This is a genomic window from Bacillus sp. SDLI1 (genome assembly GCF_001553895.1).
GTDB classification, from domain to species: domain Bacteria; phylum Bacillota; class Bacilli; order Bacillales; family Bacillaceae; genus Bacillus; species Bacillus siamensis.
Genome location: NZ_CP013950.1, coordinates 1,133,138 through 1,158,237 on the forward strand (window position 1 = coordinate 1,133,138; position 25,100 = coordinate 1,158,237).

Genomic DNA, 25,100 nt, shown 5'->3' on the forward strand with positions numbered 1-25,100 from the left:
TTTATCAAACGAAACGGCGGGCGATGTCCGCTATCGTTTGAATGCCTTTTTCCAAGTCCGGTAAGGATGCGTACGAATAGGAAAGACGCAGGCTTTTCCGGTCTTCGGGAAGATAAAGAGCGCCCGGGTTGATCAGCACGCCGGCATCCAAGGCACGGGTGAAAAACGTTTGAACGGCGAACGCTTGATGAAAGGTGACCCAAATATAAAACCCTCCCTCCGGCACACGCCACTCCGCAATATCTCCCGCGTATCTTTCAAGAAAACGCAGTGCCGCATCTCTTCTGATTTTGAGTTCCTTTCTGAGACGCAAGAGACGCTTTTCATAGCGGCCGCTTGACAGCCATTGACATGCGGCCCATTGAGATAAAGCGCTGGAACCGTAATCCGTCTGCATTTTAATATCGGCGAGCCTGTCTGCAACCCGCTCAGGGGCGACGACCCATCCGATGCGCAGACCCGGGCTTACGGTTTTTGACAGTGTGCCGATATAAAGCACATTCCCCTCACCATCCATCGATTTTAACGGAGGCGGCGGTTCTTTATCGATCCATAAATCACCGTATGCGTCATCTTCAATGACAGGCAGGCGGTGATTTCTTGCAAGTGCGATGAGTTCCTTTCTCCGCTTAAGTGACATCACCGTTCCCGCCGGATTATGGAATGACGGAATGGTGTACAGCAGTCCCGCTTCGTATTGCCGACGGTAAGCGGGAAGAAGGTCCGTTTTGATTCCGTTCTCATCCATCGGCACTCCCTTAAGCGTGACGCCCGCTGATTGAAACACGCGCAGGGAGTGGAGATACGACGGATTTTCAGTCAGCATGACGGAGTTTGGTTTTAGCAGCCCGATTGAAATGAGCTGAAGCGCCTGCAGCGCGCCCGAGACGATGACGATGGAGGCCGGGGACGCGTGAATCCCCTTTGTTTTTAAATGTTCCGCAACGCTTTGCCGAAGCTGAAGGCTGCCCTTCGGTTCTTCATAGCCGAGCGCAAAAATGTTAGTTCCCGCTTCACGAAACAGTTCCGCCGTCTCCTGCTCAGGCAGCAGCTCTTGACTCAGCTCACCTGTCCCCAGCCTGATCAGATCCGGACGCGGCTCGTTTTGATTAATGGCCTGAATCAAGGCTGAATTCGGCTGATGACTTCCCGATGTCACATATGCGGTCCAATCAAGCGGCTTAGCCGCCGCCATCATGCTCCACGTATTGTTGACGACTTTTGTGCCTCCCCCTCTTTTTCCTTCCAGAAGACCTTGGGCGATTAACTCATCAATTGCCGCCGTCACTGTGCTTCGATTGACTTGAAGCTCCTCGGCGAGCTTTCTTTGCGAGGGAATTTTCGTGCCGATCGTCCATTCCCCATGAAGTATTTTTTCTTTGATATGCTGTTCAATCTGAAGATAAAGCGGTATGTATGACTCACGATCCGGACGCCAGCTTTTCATACGAATCCCTCCTTGTTTACTCATTATACATTTGGCTGGTTCAAGCGTCAGCCAAATGGCCGGAGACATCCGCACACGGGGCGTTTACAATAGTTTTCAGTTGATGATTGGAGGAGTTTACGACATGAATGCTATTCTTCACGGAGTGATGCTCGCTTTCGGTCTTATTTTGCCATTGGGCGCGCAAAACGTGTTTATTTTTCAGCAGGGAGCCTGGCAGAAACATGTGTGGCAGGCGTTTCCCGCAGTCACAGTTGCCGCGATATGCGATACGATTCTCATCAGCGCCGCCGTCGCAGGCGTGTCAGTCATTATTGCAGAGATTCCCCTCTTTCAGACCGTCATGCTTATATGCGGCTTTTTGTTTCTCAGTTTTTTAGGCTGGCAGACATGGCGAAGCAAGCCGCAGGCCGAACAGGCGGAAAAAACGGTTTTCACGGCGAAAAAACAGGCGGCCACAGCCGCCATGGTGTCCCTTTTGAACCCTCATGCGATTTTGGATACCGTCAGTGTCATCGGCACAAGCTCCGCCGCCTATCCGGGAATTGATAAATGGCTGTTTGCCGGTGCTTGTATCGCGGTGTCCTGGGTATGGTTCGCCGGACTGGCATTTGCGGGACGGCTCGTTCAAACAGCGGATACAGGCGGCAAGCTGCTCGGCATCCTGAATAAATGCTCGGCATTAGTGATGTGGGGTGCGGCTTTTTATTTTGCGGCGCTTTTGCTCAGATAAAAGGAATTCTCCCAAGCCATGTTGAATGTATCGAAAGGAAAAGGGGGAATTGGAGTGTCAGACATTGTAAAGCTTTATCACTATCACAGATGGGCGAATAAGGAGGTCCTCCAGCATCTGAAGACCTTGCCCGCTGCAAGCTTACAGCAGAAACTGCAAAGTGTTTTTCCGACTGTGAACGCCGTGCTTGTGCATATATACCGGGCTGATTACATTTGGCTTCATGTGCTTTACGGAGAAACTTACGAACAAATCGTCTCGCAATTTGACCAATTTGAAAAGCTCGGCGGAGATTTTGCGGCGATTGAACATAGAATGACTGAGCTGGACAAAGAATACAACAAATTTTTAAGAGAATTGGAGAACCCGGAAAGTCCGATCTCCATTTCCCACCCGCGTCTGGGATCGCTCCAGACGACATATGCCGATGTGATCCGCCATGTTGTGAATCATGGCACATACCATCGCGGCAATATAACCGCGATGCTTCATCAAATGGGATATAAAGGCGTGCCGACTGACTACATTTTTTTTTCATACGAATCATAAAAAAGCAAAGGCTGGCTGAGCCTTTGCTTTTTTACTTCAAATCTATCATCATCCGGCATAGCTGGAAGCGCCCGCTTTTTCGGCCACGTCGTAAATTGTTATTTTCATGCTTGCTGATCCCTTCTGTTCTCTGGTATTAGGTCAGTCCGTTTTCCGGCTTACGAATTTGCGGTATTCAAGCGGCGAAATGCCTTCAATCTGTTTAAACAGTTTAGAAAAGTAGGTCGGGTCCTCCATGCCGATGGCGTCCGCGATCGCCCCCATTTTGTCATTGGTTGCGGACAAAAGACGCTTCGCCTCCGTCATTCTGACTTTGTTCGTATACTGGCCGGGCGTGACGCCGAGCACCTGCTGCATACAGCGGGTCACATAGTCTTGATTGTAATGAAGAGCCGAAGAGAGCGCTTTGATGGTTGTTTTCTCCTGATAGTGCTCCTGCAGGTACCGGGCGGCCTCCCATGCGACTCTTTCCTTTGCGGACGGTATTTGGAACGCTTCCTTTTGAAGGTGAAGCAGCAGCTCCTCAAACAAAATTTGCTTTCTCAGCGGCAGGTCGGAGTTCTCAGCGCTGTCATCTGTCAGGACACTGAATTGCCCGGCCATAAACTGCGGGCGTCTCACTTTTCCTTTTTGCGGCAAGGACAGACGGTAGCGGGCCGGCTCTTCAAAACTGCCTTTTTTCCGCCTCAGCTCCGCCCAGTTGTTACCGGCTGTTTCCGCCACCTCATAATCCGCTCCCTCAAAATGAAGCCACAAATAGGAGGTCGTTTCTTCACTGCCTTTTGTTCCGTAATGTTCAAGGCCTGGAGAGAGCAGAATATATTCTCCGGCTTCAACGGAAAAGGCGTTTTCGCTTTCTGTAATGTGAAGGACGCCTTCTTTCACATACAGCAGATCAAACACCGGGAAGACCCGTCTCACATGGGTTTCGCCTTTTTTGAACACCCCTTCTCCCGCAGCGATAAAGACCGGGAACGGAGGGACTGTGAACTCGAGAAAGGTCATATTTTCGGCCCTCCTTTTTAAGTCGGATTTTTGCAAGAAGTTTCGTTTCTCTCCCTTTTTATTATAAGAAAATGGAGGTACACTGTTAAACGTTGATTTTGTCAGGAAAGGGGTTAAAAGAAATGAAACAAGCGATTTTAAAACGGGCTGCATTCAAACAATCTTCTGATCACAAACTCTCATTATACGCGCTGACTTGGCCGATTTTTATTGAGGTTTCATTATATATGTTTATGGGAAACGCCGACACTCTTATGCTTAGCCAATACTCTGACAACAGTGTGGCGGCCGTGGGCGTCAGCAATCAGATCTTAAATTTAATTATCGTGATGTTCAGCTTTATCGCAACGGGTACGACAATTGTAATTTCGCAGTTTTTAGGCTCTAAACAGAAAAAAGAAGCGCAGGAAGTGGCTTATGTATCGATAGGAGCGAACTTCGTCATCAGTCTCGCCATCAGCGCCGCCGTGTTTTTCTCGGCTGTTCCGCTCCTTCATGTCATGGGTCTTTCCGATGAATTGATGCCGGATGCCAAAGTCTTTTTGCAGGTGGTCGGCGGGCTGTCATTTATTCAGGCACTGATTATGACGTTCAGCGCCATTTTAAAAAGCTACGGCCATACGAAAGATACGATGTTCGTTACGATTGGGATGAATATATTAAATATTGCCGGAAACTTTCTTGTCATTTTCGGGCCGCTCGGCCTGCCGGTGCTGGGCGTCGCCGGAGTTGCGATGTCAACGTCCATCGCGCGGATCATCGGACTGATCGCTATGGTTGTGATCGTCAAAAAACGTATCGGACTCGGTCTTACATGGAAAAAGATCTTTCACGTTCATAAAGAGCACTTGCGGAAACTCCTGAAAATCGGAATTCCGTCTGCAGGTGAACAGCTGTCTTATAACATTTCACAAATGGTTGTCACTTATTTTATCGCCATTATGGGCGCCCAGGCGCTTACAACAAAGGTATATACACAAAACATCACCATGTTTATCCTGCTGTTCGGAACGGCGATCAGCCAAGGCACCCAGATTTTGATAAGCAGGTACATCGGCGCCAAACAGTTTGACGACGCTTATGACCGCTGTATGAAAAGCCTGTACTGGGCGCTTGGCATTGCCGCTATGACATCGGTTATCATGACCTTGTTTTCAAAGCAGCTGATCGGAATTTTCACAAGCAGCCCTGATATTATTGCGACGGCGAGCATGCTGATTGCCATGACGATCATTCTTGAGCCCGGCCGTTCATTTAATGTCATTATCATCAACTCGCTCCGGGCTGCCGGAGATGCAAAATTCCCCGTCTATATGGCGATGATTTCCATGTGGGGCATCGGTCTGCCTCTCGCTTACCTGTTCGGCATCCATTTCGGATTGGGGCTTATGGGGATTTGGATTTCATTTATCGCGGATGAATGGGTCAGAGGCATTCTCATGTACAGAAGATGGCGGTCACGGATTTGGATTCAAAAAGGGATTGCATAAACGCCCGAAGCTTCATTATGAAGCCGGGGCGTTTTTTTTATGCTTGAGAAAGCCGTTTTCTCATGCTTTCGAGCTCTGACCGGTAATGAGCCAGCAAACCGGTAACGGCGGGCCTTGAGTATAACGGAAACAGCTCCAGCTCTTCAGACGCCTCCTCAAAATACGCCTCGGCTTCGAATGCGATATACTCCCATACATTCACAAAAGCTTTGTTGATCGTGCGGTTCTCCAGCTCTTCTTCCGTATAGCCGAATTGCGCCATCACCTGACGCGGAAGGCGCTTTTTCATCCGCTCATCCGCACAGACCCTGGTGAGAACCCGGCTCAGCTGAATGGCAGCTCCTAATGAAACGGCTGCATGGCGGAGTTTCTCTTGATTTCGGCGGGCGCAAACCGGCAGCAGAAGCAGACCGAGGGCTCCGCCTGTTTGGCCCGCGTACATCAGCAGGTCGTTAAACTCTTGGCAGGTCTCTTTTTCTCTGTCAGATCTTTGGCCGGCGATAAACTCACGTAACGGTTCTTCTTCGAGCGCAAATTGCTGCCTCACATCGGCGAGCGCTTTCCACAAAAAGCCGTCGGCGCCTGTCCCGTTCATAAAGTCTTGTGCTGCCTGTTCAAATCCCTCAAACTCACGGACATCCGCAAGCTGCTCAGCTTCATGAAACAAAGCCAGCACCGCCCACGCGGCCTGTCTGTTTTTTGGCGGCAGGGATGAAAAGATCCGTTTATATAAAGGAAAGTGCGCCTCGGCAAGCTGCGCGCATGTTTCGTATTCGGTCATGGTATCACTCCTCTGTTTTTTAGTGTACCATATGTTTCACAATAAAAAGACCGATATCCTCAGCGGAAACCGGTCGCGGCACTGTTATTCTTCTATATCGATACGATACGCCTCAAACCATGTATGGATCTGGGCGAGATGGGCGATCAGCTGCGGGCCTTTCATCAGCTGGCCGAACCACGGAACCTGAAAAGACGAACCCTCTGTCTCCAGCAGCATTTCCAGCTTCTTTCTGTCCAGCAGGGTGTGAAGCACGGAATCTTTATGCTGCAAAATCGTTTTCAGCCACTCTGTGACCCCTTGCGTGTATTTCGGATGATGGGTTTTCGGATAAGGGCTTTTTTTGCGGTACAGAACCTCTTCCGGAAGCAGCCCTTCAAGCGCCTTCCGCAAAATGCCTTTTTCCCGGCTGCCGTGCATTTTCATTTCCCAAGGGATGTTCCAGACGTATTCTACAAGCCTGTGATCGGCGAACGGCACGCGCACTTCCAGACTTGCTCCCATACTCATGCGGTCTTTGCGGTCGAGCAGATTTGTCATAAACCAAAGCATATTTAAGTAGAAAAGCTGCCGTCTCGCTTTGTCTGTTCCCGTCTCACCGTCTAACAGCGGCGTTTCCGCAATGGTTTCTTCATATCTCGCATTTACGTATTCTCTTAGGTTCAGACGTTTTTGCCATTTTTCGTCCAAGAGGGTGATTCTCTCCTCAGTGGATCTCATCCAAGGAAATCCGTCTTCTTCGGCCGCGGTGTGAAACCATGGATATCCGCCGAAAATTTCGTCTGCGCATTCCCCGGAAAGGCTCACGACAAAATCTTTTTTAATTTCACGGCAGAACCACAGCAGCGAGGAATCAACATCCGCCATGCCCGGCAGGTCTCTGACGAGAACGGATTCCTCCAGATGTTCAACCAGCTCATCCTGCGTAATCACACACTTATGGTGCTGTGTGCCGAATGCAGCTGTCATTTTATCGATCCACGGGCCGTCATCATTCGGCTGAAATGAACTCGCTTTAAAGAATTTGCCGTTCTCCTCATAATCAATGGAATAAGTATGGAGGGGATCTCTGCCTTCTTTCTCAAAATGAGCGGCGGCTATCGAGGTAATCGCGCTTGAATCAAGCCCCCCAGACAAAAACGTACAAACCGGCACGTCAGATACGAGCTGGCGCGTTACGGCATCCTGAAATAAGTACCTGATGTGAGCTGCAGTGTCATCGAAGCTGTCTGTATGCTTTTCGCTTTTTACATTCCAATAACGCCATATGGACAAACCGTCCTTTGAAAAAGTGAACGCATGAGCGGGACGCACTTCGTGAATTCCTTTAAATACCCCGCAGCCCGGTGTTCTGGACGGCCCAAGCCCGAAAACTTCCGCAAGTCCGCTGCTGTCTGTGCGGGCTTTCACATCAGGATGGGCAAGGATGGCCTTCAATTCCGATCCAAACAGAAAGGAAGAGCCGTGTTCTTTATAAAAAAACGGTTTGACGCCGAGCCGGTCTCTTGCCCCAAACAGCCGCTCCCGTTTTTCATCCCAGATGGCAAAAGCGTAAATACCGTTTAAGCGGTCAACGCACTCCTCCCGCCACTCAATATAGCTGTGCAGCAGCACTTCTGTATCAGAGGTCCGTTCAAAACGGTGGCCCCTCGCCTGCAGCTCCCTCCGCAATTCTTCCGTATTATACAGCTCGCCATTATAAATGATGGTGTACGTTTCCCCTTGATGCGTGCAGCCCATCGGCTGGCGGCCGCCTTCAATATCAACGACCGAAAGTCGTTTATGTCCGAATAAAACATGGGGCTCTCCCCAGACGTTTGAATCATCAGGCCCTCGTTTTGAAAGAGTGTCTATCATATTGTTCATAATATGTTTCTCTTGGACGAGCTGCTTTTGAAAATCGACCCAACCCGCAATTCCACACATGTGATATCAGCTCCAATCCCATTTCTGTCGGTATCAAATTCGTTTCTATCAGCACTTTACCCAGTTTATGCAAAGAAACGCAGATAGTTGATTTGTCCCACTAAGAGTTGTATGAGACAAGCCTGATTTGGAAAGAACGGAAGAGAAGAAACAAACAAAGGAGACCGCACGGATATGAAACGAAAACAGCTTTTCTCAGAAAAAAACAAATGGGGGCGCGGCACTCTGATAATAGAAGACGGCATCTGTCTCGTCGAAAACGATGAGGGTGATATCCTGCTGGCAGACAGTCTAGGAAACGCCGCCGTCTTGATGAAACGTGACGGCAGATGGCAGCAAGCCCGGATTCACGGCGCTTCAGCCGAAATCGGCGCAGACACGGTTGCCCTGTTCGGCGGAGAAGAGATCCGATATGAGAAGGCAGTCAAACGGCCGCTGTTAACCTTGCTCGATTCGCTGGACGATGAAACGTTTCTGCTGTTTCTCAGCCATCTGCACGGGTTCGGCCTGTCTGTATATGATTGCGTATTTTCCTACAATCAGACGCTGTTTTCCGGTGAAGGGGTCTCGTTTTATCACTTTTCGGCAGATGACGCCCAATGCGCCCTGCAGCATCACCGCGGCAGCCCGGGTAAGCATGACAGATTTGAATGGACGGCATCTGACGGGCGGCGCTCCATTATGTATTCAGCGGCCAAACACGGCGGAACAGCGTAAAAAACAGGCGGTGCCTTTTAAATAGGTGCCGCCTGTTTTTTACGCTGATTGACGCCCGGCGTTTGCTTTTACCCTTCACAGCCGTAGCTTTTGCGGTCACAAGAGTGATTGACGCTTTTGGCATCCTGCACATCTCCTTCGCCTCATCAACATCCCCCTGTCACGGCATTTCTCATTCAGCGGCACAGTTGCGCAGAATGTATGCATAAATAAAAAAACCCGGATTGCATCCGGGTTTTCAAGCGATTGATTAAAATATGTGAAAGCCGATCGGCAAGTGAAGGCCGAGAAGCACCGTCAGGATGAGCACGATAATAAAACCGATCCACAGTCCTCCGGTCGATTTGCCTTTTTTCTTGCGGATGACGAGCATTTCCATCAGTCCGATGGTAATGATGCCGAGCAGCATTTTTCCGGCGTATTCTCCGTTCCAATTCGCAAAACGGACAAACAGTTCAGCGCCGGTCAAAATAATAATAATGTAGAATAAGCGCAGAATCATATGCGTTATTTTTGCGCCCTTCGCTTTTCCGGAGCCGTACAGCCCGTAGCTGACAAACACCAGGATAAGCGCAACGACCCATGAAGTAATATGCCAATGTGTCATTATGTTCAATTCCCCCTATCAGATCAATCTGCCTCACTTATGGTACCACAACAAGCCGCTGTGAGCATAATCATTCTCAAGAAAAACACTCAATTATCCGATTTGGTTCGACAGCGTGCCGATCGGTTCAATTGTAATATCAATGCGGTCCCCCGGCTGTAAAAATGTCGGCGGCTTAAATCCTTTCCCGACACCGGACGGCGTCCCCGTCGCGATAATGTCCCCGGCTTCAAGCGTCATTCCTTTTGACAGCGTCTCGATTAATTCAGCAATCGGAAAAATCATGTCGCCCGTTGATCCTGATTGGCGCAGTTCCCCGTTCACCCGCGTTTCAACTTGCAGGCTTTGCGGATCACTGACAGCTGATTTATGTACAATGACCGGTCCCATCGGGCATGTCGTATCTAGGCTTTTGCCGATAAAAAACTGTTGATGCTTTTTCTGCAGATCGCGCGCTGTTATATCATTTACTATGGTATAGCCGAATACATGATCGAGCGCATGTTCTTTGGAGATGTGTGATCCGCTTTTTGATATGATAACCGCAAGCTCCCCTTCATAATCAAGCTGCTCCGTTACGTCCAAGTGGCTTTTCACCGTTTTTCCGTGACCCGTAACGGCGGTCGGGGCTTTTGTAAAAACCATGGGATGCTCCGGGATATCCGCCTCGCTTCCCATTTCAACGGCATGATCACGGTAATTTTTCCCGATGCAGATCACGTTCTTTGAAGGTCTCGGAATAGGCGCGCAAAGCTTCACGTCAGACAGCGCATACATAAATGAACCCGACTCATCATTCGGTTTTTTCGCCCATTCCGCAAGCTGTCCGGCATGCGCGACGAACTTTTCCCCCTTTTGAATGCACTCGATCAGCGAACCCGGAATCGTCTCAAGTTCAAACAGTTTCTTTTCAGCCTTTTGCAGATCTAAGATTTTGTCATCATCAATGATCAGACCGACAAATTTCCGGCTGTTCAGTTCCCCTGTCGCAAATTTCATGTTAATCCCCCATCATTTTTAAATCTGGCATCTTTATGTATTCTTTCTGCAGGCGGGAAATTCCTCTTTTGAACAGGCTGAAAATCATCGTAAAAGAGTATCAAAAATTGTCACTTTTTTAGTCATATTGACGAAATAAAACCTTCTCAGCCAAAATAGGTTATACTATTATCATCCTATGTTTTCCAAAATAATCGAGAATTGGAGATCGCACGATGAACAGAAAAATTGAAGAAAAAAGATTGACTTTATTCGAGACAGCGCAAAAATTCGGAATCAATGCGACGGAGACCATCAGGTGCAGCCAGGAGCTGGACAGCCTCTTAAACGGGTGCCGGGGCGGGCTCATCCAACAAACGAAAGACGGCAGGATGAACCCGGCCGCACAGATTCAGCCGGAGTACACAGCAGGAAAAAAACAGGCTTTCTCATAAACATGATATGTATATAGATCTGAATCATTTGTTTTAAGACCCGGCATGCTTAAAGCGCCGGTGTTTTTTTATGCCTAAAGTTTTTTCCGCTCACAAAAATGTGCGTTTGTCATAAGCTATTTTAGGCAGGCAGCCCAAATAAGCTCCTGGAGTGTATTCCATTAAAATTTTCACGAAAAGGATGTGCTCGTATGCCCGCAATTGTCGGAGCGTTTAAAATTAATGCCGTCGGTACGAGCGGAGTCGTTCATATAGGCGACTGCATCACCATTTCTCCAAAAGCAGAGGTTAAGACATTTGCCGGAGCGGGCAGCTTTAATACCGGAGACAATCTCACACTGACGAATTACAGGAATGCAACGAATGTGTACGATAATGATGTAATCGATCAGCCGATGGCAGGTAACGCATAAAGGAGGCGCCGTATGAATTTTTACGTCAATCAGTCGATCCATATCAATTACATGCGTGTAGAATCTGTCAGCAATTCCTCCATACTGCAAATCGGGAGCGCCGGTTCAATTAAATCTCTTTCCAATCTGTATAACACAGGGAGCTATGTAGAGCCAGCGCCGCCTGTCACCGCGGGGCAGCAGACTGTAACCACAGGGGGAGGCCCCGGCACCTCATCATTTGTACCGCTCCAGCCGCCAAGCCGGTAGTTCAATGAAGGAAACGAGACGCGAGGTGAATGTCATGTATGATCAATCGGTTTCATCCTACCTGCAGAATTTAAATTCCTTCGTCCAGCAGCAGGCGCTTCAGATTCAGGAGCTCGAACGGCAGCTGAAAGAATTTCAGAGTGAAATATCAACACTGAAACAGCAGCCTTCCACAAGGATTGATCGGCTCGAATATAAATTTGATCAGCTGAAAATTGAACGGCTGGAAGGAACGCTGAATATCGGATTGAATCCGACTGATCCGAATGCCGTGCAAAATTTTGAAGTCGGCCAGACAACTCCGCAGGTCGGAATGATGCAGCAGGAACAGGCGGGCCAGCAAATGCAGCAAATCCGCCAAAACGTCGATATGTATCTGAATGAAGAAATCCCCGCGCTTTTAGAGAAGCTCGAAACTCAGTATGAGAGCAGGCTGGACGAAGCGAACAAATATCATATTATTGAAGATATCAGAAAGCAGATGGACAGCCGGATTCAGTATTATCTGTCCCATGTCCCGAAAGAAGAAAATACGGCGCCCGCGCAATATGCCGAGCAGATTGCCGAACATGTGAAGCGTGATATTGTCAGGGCCGTCGAGCACTTTATTAAGCACATACCTGGTGAAATGAAAGGTGATGATCCGTCATGATTTTTACAGTGATTAACCGGAATATTGAAGTCGGCGACATCCGGTCTACCGGTGTATCCAGTTCTTCCTTATTATTAATCGGCGACACCGATTCCGTCTATCTGTCTTCCATCTTTGACACGCCTCCGGAATCTCTTATTATCGGGCCTTATGTGCCGCTGGCGCCGGAATAATGTTAAAGCGCATTTCACGCCTCCGGAACGCCAAAATCAATTCAGTCGGAATTGCGAGTGTCTTTCAAGCAGGCGATACGAATGAAATCAATATGCGGGTCACAGTATTGGCCGATCAGCGTAGTCTTGCTGTATACAGAGATGATGAAGGCTCATTTAACAAAAAAGAATACCAGATCTTTCGGCAGCCGGCCGTCATGCCGTTACCGGAAACGGGAGTCCAAAGCGCATTCTGCCATGAAAACCCTTCAATTCGGGTAAGGAATGTGAAAGTTCAAGGGGTATCGTCAGCGTCCGTGGTTCAAATCGGATCGACGTCAATCGTTCTGGGAGATTCGCGGCTGAAACATATTAGGCAGATCTTCACATCAAGCTCACAATCACAGCAGCCCTGACATATAATGACGGTGAGACTTCTATAAAGGGTGTCGTTTATGCCAGCAATTACCGGACCTATAGCTATCAATTCCATATCGGGCGGAGTCGTAAACTTTGGTGATTCCTTTTATCTTTCTCCAAAAAGCTCTTCTAAATCTGCGCTCGGTTCGGGAGCAGGCAATACCGGAGATTTCCTGTTATTAAACAACGTTGTCAATGCGACAAACTATATAGACCCCGATGTCAGCGATCAAAATGTGGTCGGAAACGCCTAAAAAGCAGCCGCTCTTTCAGAAGAGGGCTGCTTTTTAGGCGTTATGTTCGTTCATTTGCTTTTTTTGTTTTTACAAGCTTTTTTGGCGGCTGTTTTCTGATCCATTTCACAAACCGCGCGAGTTTCGGGTCACGCCGCAGCTCTTCTATTCCCGCGAGCCTTGCCGCAAGCTCCTGATTCGTATAGAGCGCGTGAACCTGTTTATGACAAGGGATGCAGAGCATTGCGGTCGGAAGGAATGTCCCGCCTTCTTCCTTAGGCGTTAAGTGGTGCTCCGTCAGCCGCACATGATGGCGGCCGCATAATTCACATGTGCCCTCGGCAGAATCGGCCATAATTCCTTCTCCTTTCTACATGATCTCCAATGTGACCCGGGTGCCTTTCCCGCCCGGTTCGGACGGATGAACGATTAATTTTTTCGGCAGACGCGCTCTCAGCTCCTGCACATGGCTGATCACTCCGACGGATAAGTTGTCCGATTGCAGCTTTTCGAGCGCTGTGACAACGGTGTCTAAGAGCCCTTGGTCAAGAGTCCCGAATCCTTCATCTAAGAAAAAGAATTGCAGCGGGTATTGCCCCCGCAGCTGAATCTGGGCGGACAAGGCAAGCGCAAGCGACAGCGATGTCAGAAACGTCTCCCCGCCGGAAAGGCTTGATACGGGCCGTTTGACGCCTCCGTTCGCATCATCACGCATGACGAAACCGCCTTCTGAATCGACTAATATGGCATACCGCTGCCTTGTCAGCGCTCCGAGACGGGCAGAGGCGTCCCGAGCCACGCTTTCCAGCTGTTCTTCCGCTAAAAATTCGACGAATGTATTGCCTTTACATACAGACTGGAGCTTATCAAGCCTGTCAATCTGTGTCTGCCAGCTTTTCAGTTCGGCTTCAATCTCTTTAAAGCGCTTATGCTGTTTTTGCATAACCGCGAAGGCTTTTGCCTGTGCTCCTTTTTCCTCCATGGCGGCGCCTGACTCAGCCTCTGCCTGCTTCAGCAGAGAAACGGATGCTGTCCATTCTTCCTCTGATATCCGGCGGTCGGCTAATTTATCAGTAACACGGCTGATATTTGCCGATAGCTGTTTTGAGGTGTCCAGGAACTCATCAATTTCTTTTTTCATTTCCTCTGCACGCCCTTGCGGAAGCAGACTTTTTTTGACTTGGTCCGGCTCGGTAAACCCGGTGTCTTTTGACCTCACGCGCCAGTCATTTTGCGCTTTCTCAAGGGCGGATTCAGCGTCCCGCAGTGACATGAGACTTCCGGATTCCCGGCCTTTTGCGTCATTCAGTGATTGCTGAGCCTGCTTCAGCGCATCGAATAAGGACTGTTCTTTCGTTTTTAACAGCTGTAATTCCTGCCGTACCGCTTCAAGCTTTGCGGAAATTGATGTTTCTTCTGCTGCTGTGCCGAGCTCTTGTTCATACCCGTCAATCACCTGCTGCAGGCGCTCTGCTGCATAGTGAAGCTCGAGCCGTTCCCGTTCAAGCTGATGCTTCTTCTCCTGCAGCCGCTCTTTCTCTTCTTCATGTTCCTTGAGAAATGCGATGCTCGTTTCAATGCGCTTCTCAAACTCTTCTGCCTGCCGGTCTTTATCGTCTATCGAAGCCTGCCAGGCGTCAACCTCATTTACCGGAATATCCCCGCAGACTTCGTTGTACTGATTTAAGCGGCTTTCTGAGAGTGATTCAAGCTCTTGTAATGAATGTCTGAGGCGATCGGCTTCTTTTTCCTCATAGCGGATTCGTTCAGCCAGCTGCTCAGCTTGTTTCACCGTCTGCTGATACGCGCTGATCAGTCTCGTGACCTTCTCTTTTACCGACAGCATATCCTGCTTCATTTGTTTCCATTCCAAGCGGACGGCGCTGAACGCTTCATCAAGCGGACGGCCGCTGATGGAAGAAGCGGCTTCCAGCTCTGGGGTCCGGGCGCTTTGCAGGAACGGACATTCTTCGGTAAAACGCCCCGACTGCTCTTCTAATGCAACCTTGGCCGTCAGCACTTCCTGAGAAAGAGCCGCCGCCTCGGACAGCAGCGCTTCAACCTGCTGCAAACGTTCCTGCACATCCGTATCTGGCGAATGTGTTTCATGAGCGGAGCGCGGACGGTCATGCTGCGTCGAGCCGCATACAGGACAAGGCTTTCCTTCAATCAGTTTTTCCGATAATTCTTTCGTTAATGCAGCCGTTCTCGCTTCCTCTGAGCGCCTGCGCAGGTCGGCTTGCGTTTTGCCGGCCCGTTCGGCTGCGGCTTTTAGTGACCGTTCCGTTTCACAGACCATATGGTAAACGGTTTGAAGCGTTTGATAAGCGCGCGTAATGTCTTCTTGTTCCGTTTTCGCCTTTGCGCTGAGCGCCTCGCTTTCTCCGTTCAGCTTCTCCATGTTCTTCATCTGCGTTGTCAGATTGGCCCGTTCTTTCGTGATTTGTTCCTGTGTCTGCTGAAAGCCGGCTGCCAGCTGTGCGGCGGTCTGGCATTTTTTCCGTTCATCAGCGGTCACCTGAACTGCCTTCAGCTCTTCTTTCAGCTCATTCTGCCTGTTTTGGCCGCGGATCAGGCGGTCTTTCACTGCGTTCAGCTGTTTCGAGGCGGCTTCGTATTCTTCCTCTTTTTTACGGTGCTCCGCCTTTGTTTGTTCCGCTTCTTTTTTTGCTTCAAGCAGCTTTTGTTCAACGGCTGACAATCTTTGATACAATTCTTCTTCCTTGACAAGCTTCGGCTCTTGTTCAGCCTTATGAACCCGCCACGCTTCATAGGCTTCATTTTGCCGGGTAAATGAAGCGGTTTCCGCCTCTGATTTCCGTTTGGCCAGTTCGTGCTCCTGTTCGGCGCGCTGCTGCCGGCGTACGGCTTCCGAATAGCGTTCTGCGTACGGCTCAAGGGCGAGAGCGGTTTCCGCCTCTTTAAGACGCTCAGTCAAATCCGTGATATACGGGCGCCTGTCCTCAAGCTTTTTCAGGCGGCGCTCATATTCATCTCTTTCTGTCTGCAGGTTCCAAATCTCCTGGTGACTTTCAAAACGCTCTTTTGCCCGGACCCGTTTCTCCTCAGCTGCTTCAAGCCGTGCGTTCGCTTCGTGAAACTGCTGTTCCGCCTGCTTCAGCGCATCTTCACCCGCGTCTCCGAGGCCGGATTGTTCGGCAAGCATTTCATTTTTTTTCGCCGCCGCTTCCTGCGCGCGCTTCCGCAGTTTTTTGACAAGCCTGTCCCCGTACTGTTCCAGATTAAAAAGACGCTGCAGCATATGTCTTCTTTCCGCGCCTTTAAGCGACAGAAACTCGGCAAACTTCCCTTGCGGCAGCACGACGGCTCTTGTAAAGTCGTCAATGGTCAGGCCAAGAAGCTCTTCCACCTTTTTGTTCACTTCATTCGCTTTATCAGCAAGCACGGTTTGTTCGTCTTTGATTTCAATCAAGCGGCAGAGGGCGGTTTTCACTTTCGTTTCATCCGTTCTCTTAAAAACGCGCTCGACCTTATAGGACACCCGGTGGCCTGATTGAAGCGCGAATGTAAAAGAGACGGCGAGCTGATCTTCGGCATGGTTCAGGATGCCGTGCGTATTATTTGCGGCGCGCTCCACCTTTCCGTATAAAGCGAGTGTCATGGCATCAAGGATCGACGACTTTCCGCTTCCCGTCGGGCCGAAAATTCCGAACACGCCTGCTCCGGACAGTCCGGCAAAATCAATCGTCTGTTCTTCTCTGAAGCTGTGAAGCCCTTTTATCGTTAACAGAATCGGCTTCATGTCGCATCCTCCTCATCATCTGCTGACGCAAGCTCTAAAAACAGCTTGACCATCTCCTCATCCGGCACGGCGCCGCCTGTTTGCTTTTCATAAAACTTCTTAAATCGGTCCTCAATTGATATATGCTTCACTTCAATCCGGTCATTGCCTGTCTCTTTTTCTTCAAAAACCGGCCTGATATGGATAAAGCCGGGATGCGCCTTTCTCAGCCGGTGAATTTCCTCAAGAGAAAGCTGATCCGTCAAATGGATATCAAGATCGATCCAGGCATTCCGGTCACGCCCTTCATCAAGCCAGCCGTGAACCTCGCTCAGCCCCTGCGCTTTCCATTTAACGAGCGGTTTACCCGAGGACAGAAAAATCTCTTCCCACTTCGCTTCTCCTCCGGGCTTCGCTTCTACCACCGTCACCGATTTGGCATAACCGGCTTCTGAAAAGCTGTATGCCAGCGGAGAGCCGGAATAGCGGGCAGCCGTTTTGGCGCGCTTGATCGTTTGCGGACGGTGGAGATGGCCGAGGGCCACATAAGCCGCATCAGCCGGCAGGCTTTCTGCGGCGACCGTGTAGGCGCCCCCGACTTCAATCGGACGCTCTGAATCGGTCTGATTTCCTCCCGCGACATAAATATGGCTCGCCGCGACTTTCACGGCATCATCCCGGCACAGTCCGCACATGCGGGCAAACGCCTCTCTGATTTTCACATCGTAATGATCGCGAAGAAGCTTTTCCTCAAACGTATCAGACAGCACTTCGTTTAATCTCGCTTCTGACGGATAGGCCAGCGCGGCTACGGCTAACAGCTCGCCCGCCGACGGCACCTCGATATGGACGGGTTCTGTCCGCGGATAGCCGATTAAATGAATGCCCCGCTCATCTGTTAACGGAGAAGCCGCCGCCAGCCTGTCAGGATTGTCATGGTTTCCGGCAATGACGACAACCGGGCGTTTTCCGCCGTCAGAAAGCGCGGAAAGACTTTCATAATACAATTGTTCAGCGAGCGCAGGCGGATTGACCGTATCAAATACATCTCCTGCCATAATGACCGCATCAATGTTTTCTTCTTTGACAATGGTATTCAGCTCTTCCAATACCTCGGCCTGCTCACTCAGCCGGCTTCTGCCTTCAAGCGTTTTGCCGAGATGCCAGTCAGCTGTATGTAAAATGCGCATAGCATTCACCTCACTTTTCTGATAGAAAAAAAGATCCGCTCCAAAAAGGAGCTTCGGATCTTGTTACAGTGTAAGAACGTGACCTCCATCGAAGAAATAGAGCGCACGCCCTTTCACTTTCGTTTTTGTAATTTGTTCAATCGCTTTTGTATACAATTCGATTTGTGTTTCATACCTTTTTTGCAGGATCGGGGCCGCGCCTTCAAATCCGTTCCGGAATTTCCCCTCTATCCGATCTGTTTTATAGTCCAGCAAATAGAGTCCGTCCGCCGTTTCGTAGAGGCAGTCAATAATCCCCTGCACGAGCAGCGGTTCACCGGCCGTTTCGGCATCCTTGTACACCTCGCCGGCCGGAAGCGCCATACTGAACGGCACCTCCCGATCAATCCGCCGCGCCCCGAGAAGATCTTTCCCGATTTCAGTTTCGAAAAACTGTATAATGTCTTCGATATCAATAGCGTCCCGCTGTTCTTCTGTCAGCAGCTCTTTTTCGTGAAGCGTCTGAACCGTCCGCTCCGCTTCTTCGGCAGTCGGAACGTGCGTCAGCGGTATATGCTGCATCACCGTATGCATCGCCGTCCCTTTTTCGGCGGCTGTCAGCCCTTTTTTCATCATAAAACCGGGACGCCTGTATAAAAGCGTGTCCCCTGACGGTTTGATGAGAGAGCGGCCGCTGTATTCATCCTCGTATTCTTGCTTTCTCTTCAGCTCAGAAACTGACTGCTTCGTTCTGATAGCCGTCAGCTCTCGGTACGGGTATTCCCATTCAAGGAGACGGCGCGCCTGATCATCAAATGAAAACGAATCAGGAATCGGCTCGCCCTGCTGAATCGCCTTGAGACGTTTGCTCTTTTCTTCAGCACGTTCTTTTGGGTTATCTTCCAGCAGTTCACTTTGCTGCAGCATCCGGATATGAAAACGGGACGGGTCGTGCGCGATATCCTCCGGAGCCGAAAGACCCGGCGGCCTGTGCGCCTCCATGTCACGGTGGCGGATAAGCGCCGGCCCGATAAAGTCCAAATAAGATGCCGCCTGATAGCGGTCGAATTCAGAGAGAAGCCAGTCGGCCCTGTCCGCTTGCGCCTGCCATTTAGCCAGCTGTTTTTCCCGGTTTTTGCAGGAACCGATGAGAAACAGCTTTTCCTTCGCTCTTGTCAGCGCCACATATAACACGCGCAATTCTTCTGATAAAAGCTCTCTGCGCATTTTTTTCTTCATCGCCACAAGCGGCAGAGTCGGATAGCTGATTCTGAGTTCCGGATGAATATACTTCGTTCCGAAACCGAGCTCTTTATCAAGCAGATATGATTTGTTGAGATCCATCATATTAAAACTTCTGCCGAGTCCGGCAGTGAAAACGACGGGGAATTCAAGTCCTTTGCTGCTGTGGATCGTCATCAGCCGCACGACATCCTCCTGCTCGCTGAGCGCCCGCGCCGTCCCCAGATCATCGCCGCGCTCCTGCATCCGTTCAATGAACCGCAAAAAGCGGAATAACCCGCGGAACGCCGTCGCTTCGTACGAGCGCGCCCGGTCATACAAGACGCGCAGATTGGCCTGGCGCTGCTTTCCGCCAGGCATGCCGCCTGCATAATCAAAATACCCGGTATCGCGGTATACTTCCCAAATCAGCTCAGCTACCGAATGATTCGTCGAGAATGACCGCCACTTTTGCAGATGGTCATAAAATGTTCTCAGCTTTTGATACAGCTCATCATGTCTGTCACCGTTCGCTATATATGCTTTCAGCGCTTCATAAAACGGCGCTTTTTTCTTTTCCAGTCGTATCAGCGCAAGTTCATTTTCGTCACAGCCGACAATGGGCGAGCGCAATACGGAAGCAAGCGGAATATCCTGATACGGGTTGTCAATCACCTTTAAGACCGAAAGCGCCGCAGCCACCTCCACGGCTTCAAAATAACCCGACGTCAAATTGGCGTAAACCGGAATGCCCTGGTTTTTCAGTTCTTCCATCAATTGCGGCGCCCAAGGCATGGAACGCAGCAAAATTACGATATCCCGGTACTGGATATTCCGGTGTGTTTTTGTTTTGCCGTCATATACCTTAAACGGAGATGAGACAAGCTTTCGGATCTCCCCGGCTATCGCTTTCGCTTCCCAGTGCACAGTTTCAAAGTCTTCGGCATCCTCGGAGCTGTCTGCGCCATCAGCGCTGTCAATGAGCAGCAGTTCCGTTTTTGCCGCGTCATTCGGCGGATACGACGCACCGAGTTTCAATGCCGCCTGTTCATCGTAGTCCACTTCGCCGATTTTGCCGCCCATCAGCTGCTTAAACAAGAAATTCGTACTGTCCAAAATATCGGAGCGGCTGCGGAAGTTTTGGTTCAGGTCAACTTTCTGTCCCGCGCCTTCCCCGCTTTCTGTAAACCTTTTATATTTCCCGAGAAACAGCAGCGGCTCGGCAAGTCTGAATCGGTAGATCGATTGTTTGACATCGCCTACCATAAACAGATTTCCCGCCTCTTCATTCCCGCTTTTCACAAGCTGCAGAATAGATTCCTGTACAAGATTGGTATCTTGATATTCATCAACCAGAACCTCATGGAACTGCTCTTGATAATAAACGGCCGCTTCACTCGGCACCCGCCGGCCGTCTTCATCAGCCGCAGTTAAAATCGCCAGACAGTAATGTTCCAAATCTGAGAAATCAATGATTGATTTTTCTTGTTTCGCCGCTTCAAATCGTTTTCCGTACGATATCACGAGCTGAACGAGCGTTTCAATGACAGGCTTCATGTCTGTTAAACTCTTTACATGATCTTGCGGGCTTCTTGTAAAGTAATCGGTCTTTAACTTTTCGATCAGTTTTTTCGCGCCGTTTCGCAAATCGGTCGCTTCATCCAAAAGCGCCTTGTCAAATTCATCACCTTTTACCGCCTTAGCCCGCTTAAATGTGACCGCGGGAACCCGTTCATACAGCGCCTCAAAGTCATGCCGGCAGCTGATCAGCTCTTCTATCTGCTGAAGATCATCCAAAAAATGATCAGCGCGCGGCGCCGGCCCGCCGGGCGCTTTTGTCAGTTCAAGCGCCTTTTCAAGCTTTTGCTTTGCCCCGAAGAGCGCCATTTCAGCATCTTCTCTCACATACTCGTAAAACGGCAGCTCTTCCATTTTGCTTTCTTCCGTCACATCATATAGGCGGACAAAGCTTTTCAGCCACGCTTCCGGATCAGGATGAGACCGTGAATACTCGTACACCCGCTTGACGAGATCTTGAAGATCCAAATCATGCCTGTCCGTCGTATATCTGTCCACAAGCTCAAAAAACGCTTGATTCCCTTTTGCGTATTCATCCTCAAACAGCTCATCAAGGACTTCGTCTCCGAGCAATTCGCCTTCCGTCTGGTCAGCCATCCGAAAGCCCGGGTCAAGATCAATCATATAATAATATTTTTTAAGCACCTGCAGACAGAAAGAGTGCAGCGTCGAAATGCTCGCCCGATTTAATAGAGAGAGCTGCCGTCTGATATGGAGAGATCCCGGATTTTTGGCGAGCTCTTTTTCTAATGCTTCAGCGATCCGATGCTTCATTTCCGCTGCTGAGGCGTTTGTAAAGGTCACCACAAGGAGCCTGTCAACATCAACCGGATCTTCATCCGCGGTTATCTTTCTGATCATCCGTTCCACGAGCACGGCCGTTTTACCTGATCCGGCTGCGGCAGCGACCAGAATATCGCGGCCGGAAGAAACGATGGCGCTCCATTGGTCATCCGTCCATATGCTGTCTTTCGGTTTAGGAATTTGCATCATCATCCGCCTCCTTTTTCAGCCAATCCAGTATGGTGCCGTCTTTTTCCGCTTTCAGGCTGCGGTATTCATTTTCCTTAAGGGACTCATCAAACTGGCACACCGATTTAAACGCACAGTACGTACAAGGCGTCTTATCTTTCAGCTTATACGGGGTAATGGACACAAGCCCGTCCGTTATCGCTTCGCCCGCCTGTTCAAATGTCCGCCGCACATGGTCTGTCAGGAGATGAAAATCCCGTTCGCTGACTGCGGCTGAATCGGATCTTAAAGAACCGTCCTTTTTCAAACCGGCATTAATGATATTTGAACGTCCTTCCTCCAAAGTCGTGTCCATCAGGCTGATTGCCTCCCGGTCACCGAGGAGAAGGCCTTTCATTTTAAATTTCTTGAAAATTTCCTGCTCGATTTCATCAAGCCCCATCGGCAGACTGGCCTGAATCATCGGATCATGGATATGGAAATACAAAACGCCTGCGGGGGTCGCTTTCATGCCGAGCCAATCCGCTGAATGTGTAATCGATAAGTCAAGGTACGTGAGCATTTGCAGAGCGAGCCCGTAATATACCTCAGCCAGATCAAGCCCCTTGTCGCTTGATTTGTAATCCACGATTCTAAGCAGCAGGCCTTTTGAACTTTCCGCTTTATCCACGCGGTCGATCCGGCCGACGAGTTCCATCGTACAGCCGTTTTTCAGCGTGAAAGTGAGCGGAGGCAGCGGACCGTTTCCGCCGAAACCGAGTTCAAGGCCGATCGGGACAAAACCGCTCGCCTTCGCATGCTCGCTTAATATGCCTGAGACACGCGTGACGATCTTCTGCAGTTTTTCCTTCACATAAAAGTGTCTGTTTGAACTGAGCAGAATTTCCTTTTGCAGCCTTGGCGCAAGCCGTTCCACCGCTTCATAGGAGAAATTCCGGCACTGATCTTTCGTCAGATCGCGCCATTCCAGCTTCTGCTCACGAAGCCGGTCTGAAATCAGCTTGAGGCTGGAGTGAAACAGCTGTCCGATATCCGGCGCTTCCAGCTTGAAAAACTGCCGCTCTTTTAATTGCAGCCCGTGAGATGCAAAATGAGAAAACTGGCAGGCATTAAACGCCTCCATCCGGGAGACGCTTCCTTTAATGTGCTCGCCGTAAAGCTGGCGCGAAACAGGACGTTCAAGACGCTTCGCCTCATTGCGGAAAAACAGGCTTGAAAACAGCTTTTTCGCGCGCCGGTGATCAGGCTCTTTCATCAGCACATTGTATGCGCTCCACCATACATCACTGATTTCATACTCTCTTGTCCACAGCCTGAGCTGGCTTGCCGTATACGTCTGTGCCACCTGTTTATTGACGAGATACTGAAGCTGCTCTTCTTCACTTACCTGCTCGGGATCAGCAGCCGACAGTTTTTCCTGATGATCGGGAAACAGCTCGCCAAGCCTGTTTACAACAATTGACGGCAGGAGCGTTTTTCCTTCCGCATCGGCAATCGGATATGACACATACAGACGGTCAGACGGACTTGACAGCGCCATATAGATGAGAAAATGCTCATCAAGCAGCCGCTCACGCCCCGCGGAAGACAGCTCCACTCCGACCGCTCTCAGCCACTCCCGGTCATCATCGGACAGCACGCCGTTTTCATCCGGGCGCGCAGGAAGAACGCCGTCATTGGCCCCGATGACAAACGTGCAGGACGTGCCGTACATTCTTGACAGGTCCATATTCCCTACAAACACTTGGTCAAGCGCAGGGGGAATTAAAGAAAAATGAAGTGATTCGGTTCCCGTTTCAAGCATTTGCTGGAACAGCGCCAAAGACATTTCATCTTCACCCATCATGCCGGCAAACTCCTCGAGAAGCTGGATAACGGCGTCCCATGCCTGGCCGTGCTGCTGCGCTTCGATCATGTTTCCGGCCTCTTCGGCCTGCTGCCTTTTCCGGTCCAGCTTCAGGGGAACATCGGTATCTTCCAAAAAGAGATAAAGAGCTTCCGCCATGCTTTGAACCGTTTTCGCTTTTTTCATCCGGTTCTGAAGCCGGACGAGGGGCGCGGCCATCCATTCTCTCGTCTCATTCAGCATTTGCTCCATCTCTATTTCCTGATCCGTCTGCGCGAAATCCTCATCGAGCGATACGAAGCGCCTGTATACAAACCGCTCGCCGTTCGTCCAGCGCTCCCCTTTAATTCCGTAGGCGATACAATAGTTTTCAAGCTGATCGACCTGCTCTCTTATTTTCTGCACCGGCTGATCAAGCGGGAATAACAGTTCGGTTTTCGCACAGCGGAACACCGCTTCATATCTCCAGTTCCCCTTTACGACATCCAAACTTGAACGGATGAATTCTATAAGCGGGTGATGCTGCATAGAAGCTTTTCCGTCAATAAAATAAGGAAGCCCGTAATCTGCAAACACTTCCTTCAGCAAATCTTTATAATCTTCCGGCTGACGGATGAGAATCGCCATATCCCTGTACCGGTATCCTCCGTCCCGGACAAGTGATTGAATTTCCCGGGCAATACCCTCAAGCTCGGCTCTTCTGTTTTGCGCCTGTATGACGGTAAACGCTTCCTGCCCGCCGGTATACGCCGCAGCGGGACGCACATCGTACTGCGATTCTAAACAGGCAAGCTCCGGCACATGCTGATGCCGTTTCGTGCCATGCAGTTCCTTGCAGGAAATATCGGCATTCAATTCCTTTGCCATCTGATAAAGCTTATAGTATGTGCTTCCCGTCATTCTGAACAGATTGAGCTCATCCGGTGCCTGTTCTCCCGAAGGGCTGTCCGCCGTCAGCGAGAATGTGACATGTTCAGCATGCATGATCAGCTGCTCCAGCACCCTTAATTCCTGCGGTGTAAATTGATAGAAGCCGTCGACGTAAACTCTGGCGCCTTTTACAACATCCGCTAACGGAAGCTGCTGGGCGAGCAGCGTCAAATAATCCTCTGAATGCAGATAGTGGCCGGCGAGGCTTCTTTCCATCTGCTGATATAAAATGCCTAAGTCATGAAGTTTTTCAGACAGCATCCGCTCTCCGCGATATTCTGACGCCGTTCCGCTTTCCGCCATGCGGCGGACGTCTTCAGGCTCAATACAGTAACGCTTAAACTCTGTCAGCATCCGTTCCACCTGCTCAGTGAACCCGGCTTTGTCACTCGCTTTTTGATACACTTTAAAATCGTGCTTATGCTCTTCAATCAGCTTCCTCAACAGCATCTGCACACCCGTCGTCGTCACAAACGGACGGTTCATGCCTCCGGTATGCTGAAGCACGCGCCACGCCAAACGCGAAAAACTGAACACTTGAGCGCGTATCATGCCGCCGATATCCGGCGTTTTAGCAAGCTCATATTCCATTAAAAACGTCATTTGATCCGGGACTAGAAAAATGATCGGTTTCCCGAACGGCTCCCGGCGCAGTTCATCTTGAATGCTGTCGATAATCAGCCTCGTTTTCCCACTCCCCGATCTGCCTACTAAAAACTCAACACCCAAATTAGAAGACCCCTCTCTTTTATTCTTTCTACATTTTATCGAAAGTTGACGAAAATGACCAATCTCATCTGCTGGTAAAAACGGGATGACTGTTTTAAAAAATATC

Annotated in this window: 22 protein-coding genes; 11 read left to right on the plus strand and 11 right to left on the minus strand. The window is 50.0% G+C overall.

Annotation, left to right across the window (positions count from 1 at the left end):
• Window positions 1–4: 4 nt before the first annotated feature.
• On the minus strand, window positions 5–1,447 hold the full coding sequence (gene pdxR, locus AUL54_RS05105) for a MocR-like pyridoxine biosynthesis transcription factor PdxR (RefSeq protein WP_060963110.1): 1,443 nt from the start codon (window positions 1,445–1,447) through the stop codon (window positions 5–7).
• 124 nt (window positions 1,448–1,571) lie between these two features.
• On the opposite strand from pdxR, the gene AUL54_RS05110 reads away from it, so the two are divergent.
• Both AUL54_RS05110 and AUL54_RS05115 read left to right on the plus strand, forming a co-directional pair.
• A complete protein-coding gene (locus tag AUL54_RS05110; RefSeq protein WP_060963111.1) occupies window positions 1,572–2,180 on the plus strand; it encodes a LysE/ArgO family amino acid transporter in 609 nt (202 codons plus the stop codon).
• A gap of 54 nt (window positions 2,181–2,234) precedes the next feature.
• Window positions 2,235–2,729, plus strand: a complete 495-nt coding sequence (locus AUL54_RS05115; RefSeq protein WP_060963112.1) for a DinB family protein — start codon at window positions 2,235–2,237, stop codon at window positions 2,727–2,729.
• A gap of 141 nt (window positions 2,730–2,870) precedes the next feature.
• Here the strand turns inward: AUL54_RS05115 and AUL54_RS05120 are convergent, their stop codons facing one another.
• Window positions 2,871–3,734, minus strand: coding sequence for an AraC family transcriptional regulator (locus AUL54_RS05120; RefSeq protein ID WP_060963113.1), 864 nt, complete (start codon window positions 3,732–3,734; stop codon window positions 2,871–2,873).
• Between the two features lie 122 nt (window positions 3,735–3,856).
• Here AUL54_RS05120 and AUL54_RS05125 point away from each other — a divergent pair, with 122 nt between their 5' ends.
• The gene (locus tag AUL54_RS05125) at window positions 3,857–5,224 is read left to right on the plus strand and encodes an MATE family efflux transporter (protein WP_060965055.1); all 1,368 of its coding nucleotides are present in this window, start codon (window positions 3,857–3,859) and stop codon (window positions 5,222–5,224) included.
• 37 nt (window positions 5,225–5,261) lie between these two features.
• Here the strand turns inward: AUL54_RS05125 and AUL54_RS05130 are convergent, their stop codons facing one another.
• Window positions 5,262–6,005, minus strand: a complete 744-nt coding sequence (locus tag AUL54_RS05130; protein WP_060963114.1) for a squalene/phytoene synthase family protein — start codon at window positions 6,003–6,005, stop codon at window positions 5,262–5,264.
• A gap of 84 nt (window positions 6,006–6,089) precedes the next feature.
• The gene (gene asnB, locus AUL54_RS05135) at window positions 6,090–7,931 is read right to left on the minus strand and encodes an asparagine synthase (glutamine-hydrolyzing) (protein WP_060963115.1); all 1,842 of its coding nucleotides are present in this window, start codon (window positions 7,929–7,931) and stop codon (window positions 6,090–6,092) included.
• Window positions 7,932–8,105: 174 nt separating this feature from the next.
• Here asnB and AUL54_RS05140 point away from each other — a divergent pair, with 174 nt between their 5' ends.
• Window positions 8,106–8,648 (plus strand): DUF2777 family protein, encoded by a 543-nt coding sequence (locus AUL54_RS05140; protein ID WP_060963116.1) that lies wholly within the window; start codon window positions 8,106–8,108, stop codon window positions 8,646–8,648.
• Window positions 8,649–8,898: 250 nt separating this feature from the next.
• On the opposite strand, the gene AUL54_RS05145 is transcribed toward AUL54_RS05140, so the two are convergent.
• Complete coding sequence (locus AUL54_RS05145) at window positions 8,899–9,255, minus strand: YisL family protein (protein ID WP_045925301.1); 357 nt, start codon at window positions 9,253–9,255, stop codon at window positions 8,899–8,901.
• A gap of 93 nt (window positions 9,256–9,348) precedes the next feature.
• Window positions 9,349–10,254 carry a fumarylacetoacetate hydrolase family protein gene (locus tag AUL54_RS05150; protein ID WP_060963117.1) on the minus strand — a complete coding sequence of 302 codons (906 nt, stop codon included), beginning with the start codon at window positions 10,252–10,254 and terminating at the stop codon, window positions 9,349–9,351.
• A 215-nt stretch (window positions 10,255–10,469) separates the two neighbouring features.
• Here AUL54_RS05150 and AUL54_RS05155 point away from each other — a divergent pair, with 215 nt between their 5' ends.
• The 7 genes from AUL54_RS05155 to AUL54_RS05185 all read left to right on the plus strand — a co-directional run bounded on the left by AUL54_RS05155 (window position 10,470) and on the right by AUL54_RS05185 (window position 12,828).
• On the plus strand, window positions 10,470–10,688 hold the full coding sequence (locus tag AUL54_RS05155) for an aspartyl-phosphate phosphatase Spo0E family protein (protein WP_060963118.1): 219 nt from the start codon (window positions 10,470–10,472) through the stop codon (window positions 10,686–10,688).
• Window positions 10,689–10,879: 191 nt separating this feature from the next.
• A complete protein-coding gene (locus AUL54_RS05160) occupies window positions 10,880–11,101 on the plus strand; it encodes a spore germination protein (RefSeq protein ID WP_060963119.1) in 222 nt (73 codons plus the stop codon).
• A gap of 12 nt (window positions 11,102–11,113) precedes the next feature.
• Complete coding sequence (locus tag AUL54_RS05165; RefSeq protein ID WP_007409164.1) at window positions 11,114–11,350, plus strand: spore germination protein GerPB; 237 nt, start codon at window positions 11,114–11,116, stop codon at window positions 11,348–11,350.
• 34 nt (window positions 11,351–11,384) lie between these two features.
• Window positions 11,385–12,002 (plus strand): spore germination protein GerPC, encoded by a 618-nt coding sequence (locus AUL54_RS05170; protein ID WP_060963120.1) that lies wholly within the window; start codon window positions 11,385–11,387, stop codon window positions 12,000–12,002.
• Entirely contained in the window at window positions 11,999–12,175 is a 177-nt protein-coding gene (locus AUL54_RS05175) for a hypothetical protein (protein ID WP_003155141.1), read from the plus strand. Before AUL54_RS05170 ends, AUL54_RS05175 begins: the two co-directional genes overlap by 4 nt.
• The gene (locus AUL54_RS05180; protein WP_060963121.1) at window positions 12,175–12,570 is read left to right on the plus strand and encodes a spore germination protein GerPE; all 396 of its coding nucleotides are present in this window, start codon (window positions 12,175–12,177) and stop codon (window positions 12,568–12,570) included. The genes AUL54_RS05175 and AUL54_RS05180 overlap by 1 nt, the downstream gene beginning before the upstream one ends.
• A 39-nt stretch (window positions 12,571–12,609) precedes the next feature.
• Complete coding sequence (locus AUL54_RS05185) at window positions 12,610–12,828, plus strand: spore germination protein (protein ID WP_003155143.1); 219 nt, start codon at window positions 12,610–12,612, stop codon at window positions 12,826–12,828.
• A 40-nt stretch (window positions 12,829–12,868) separates the two neighbouring features.
• Here the strand turns inward: AUL54_RS05185 and AUL54_RS05190 are convergent, their stop codons facing one another.
• The 5 genes from AUL54_RS05190 to addB form a co-directional block, all read right to left on the minus strand.
• Window positions 12,869–13,162 (minus strand): hypothetical protein, encoded by a 294-nt coding sequence (locus AUL54_RS05190; protein WP_017417418.1) that lies wholly within the window; start codon window positions 13,160–13,162, stop codon window positions 12,869–12,871.
• A gap of 15 nt (window positions 13,163–13,177) precedes the next feature.
• On the minus strand, window positions 13,178–16,570 hold the full coding sequence (sbcC, locus tag AUL54_RS05195) for an exonuclease subunit SbcC (RefSeq protein WP_060963122.1): 3,393 nt from the start codon (window positions 16,568–16,570) through the stop codon (window positions 13,178–13,180).
• Window positions 16,567–17,739, minus strand: coding sequence for an exonuclease subunit SbcD (gene sbcD, locus AUL54_RS05200; RefSeq protein ID WP_047476740.1), 1,173 nt, complete (start codon window positions 17,737–17,739; stop codon window positions 16,567–16,569). The genes sbcC and sbcD overlap by 4 nt, the downstream gene beginning before the upstream one ends.
• 63 nt (window positions 17,740–17,802) lie before the next feature.
• The gene (gene addA / locus AUL54_RS05205) at window positions 17,803–21,507 is read right to left on the minus strand and encodes a helicase-exonuclease AddAB subunit AddA (RefSeq protein ID WP_060965056.1); all 3,705 of its coding nucleotides are present in this window, start codon (window positions 21,505–21,507) and stop codon (window positions 17,803–17,805) included.
• Window positions 21,494–24,994: a helicase-exonuclease AddAB subunit AddB gene (addB, locus tag AUL54_RS05210; protein ID WP_060963123.1), complete on the minus strand. Its 3,501-nt coding sequence runs from the start codon at window positions 24,992–24,994 to the stop codon at window positions 21,494–21,496. Before addB ends, addA begins: the two co-directional genes overlap by 14 nt.
• Window positions 24,995–25,100 lie beyond the last annotated feature (106 nt).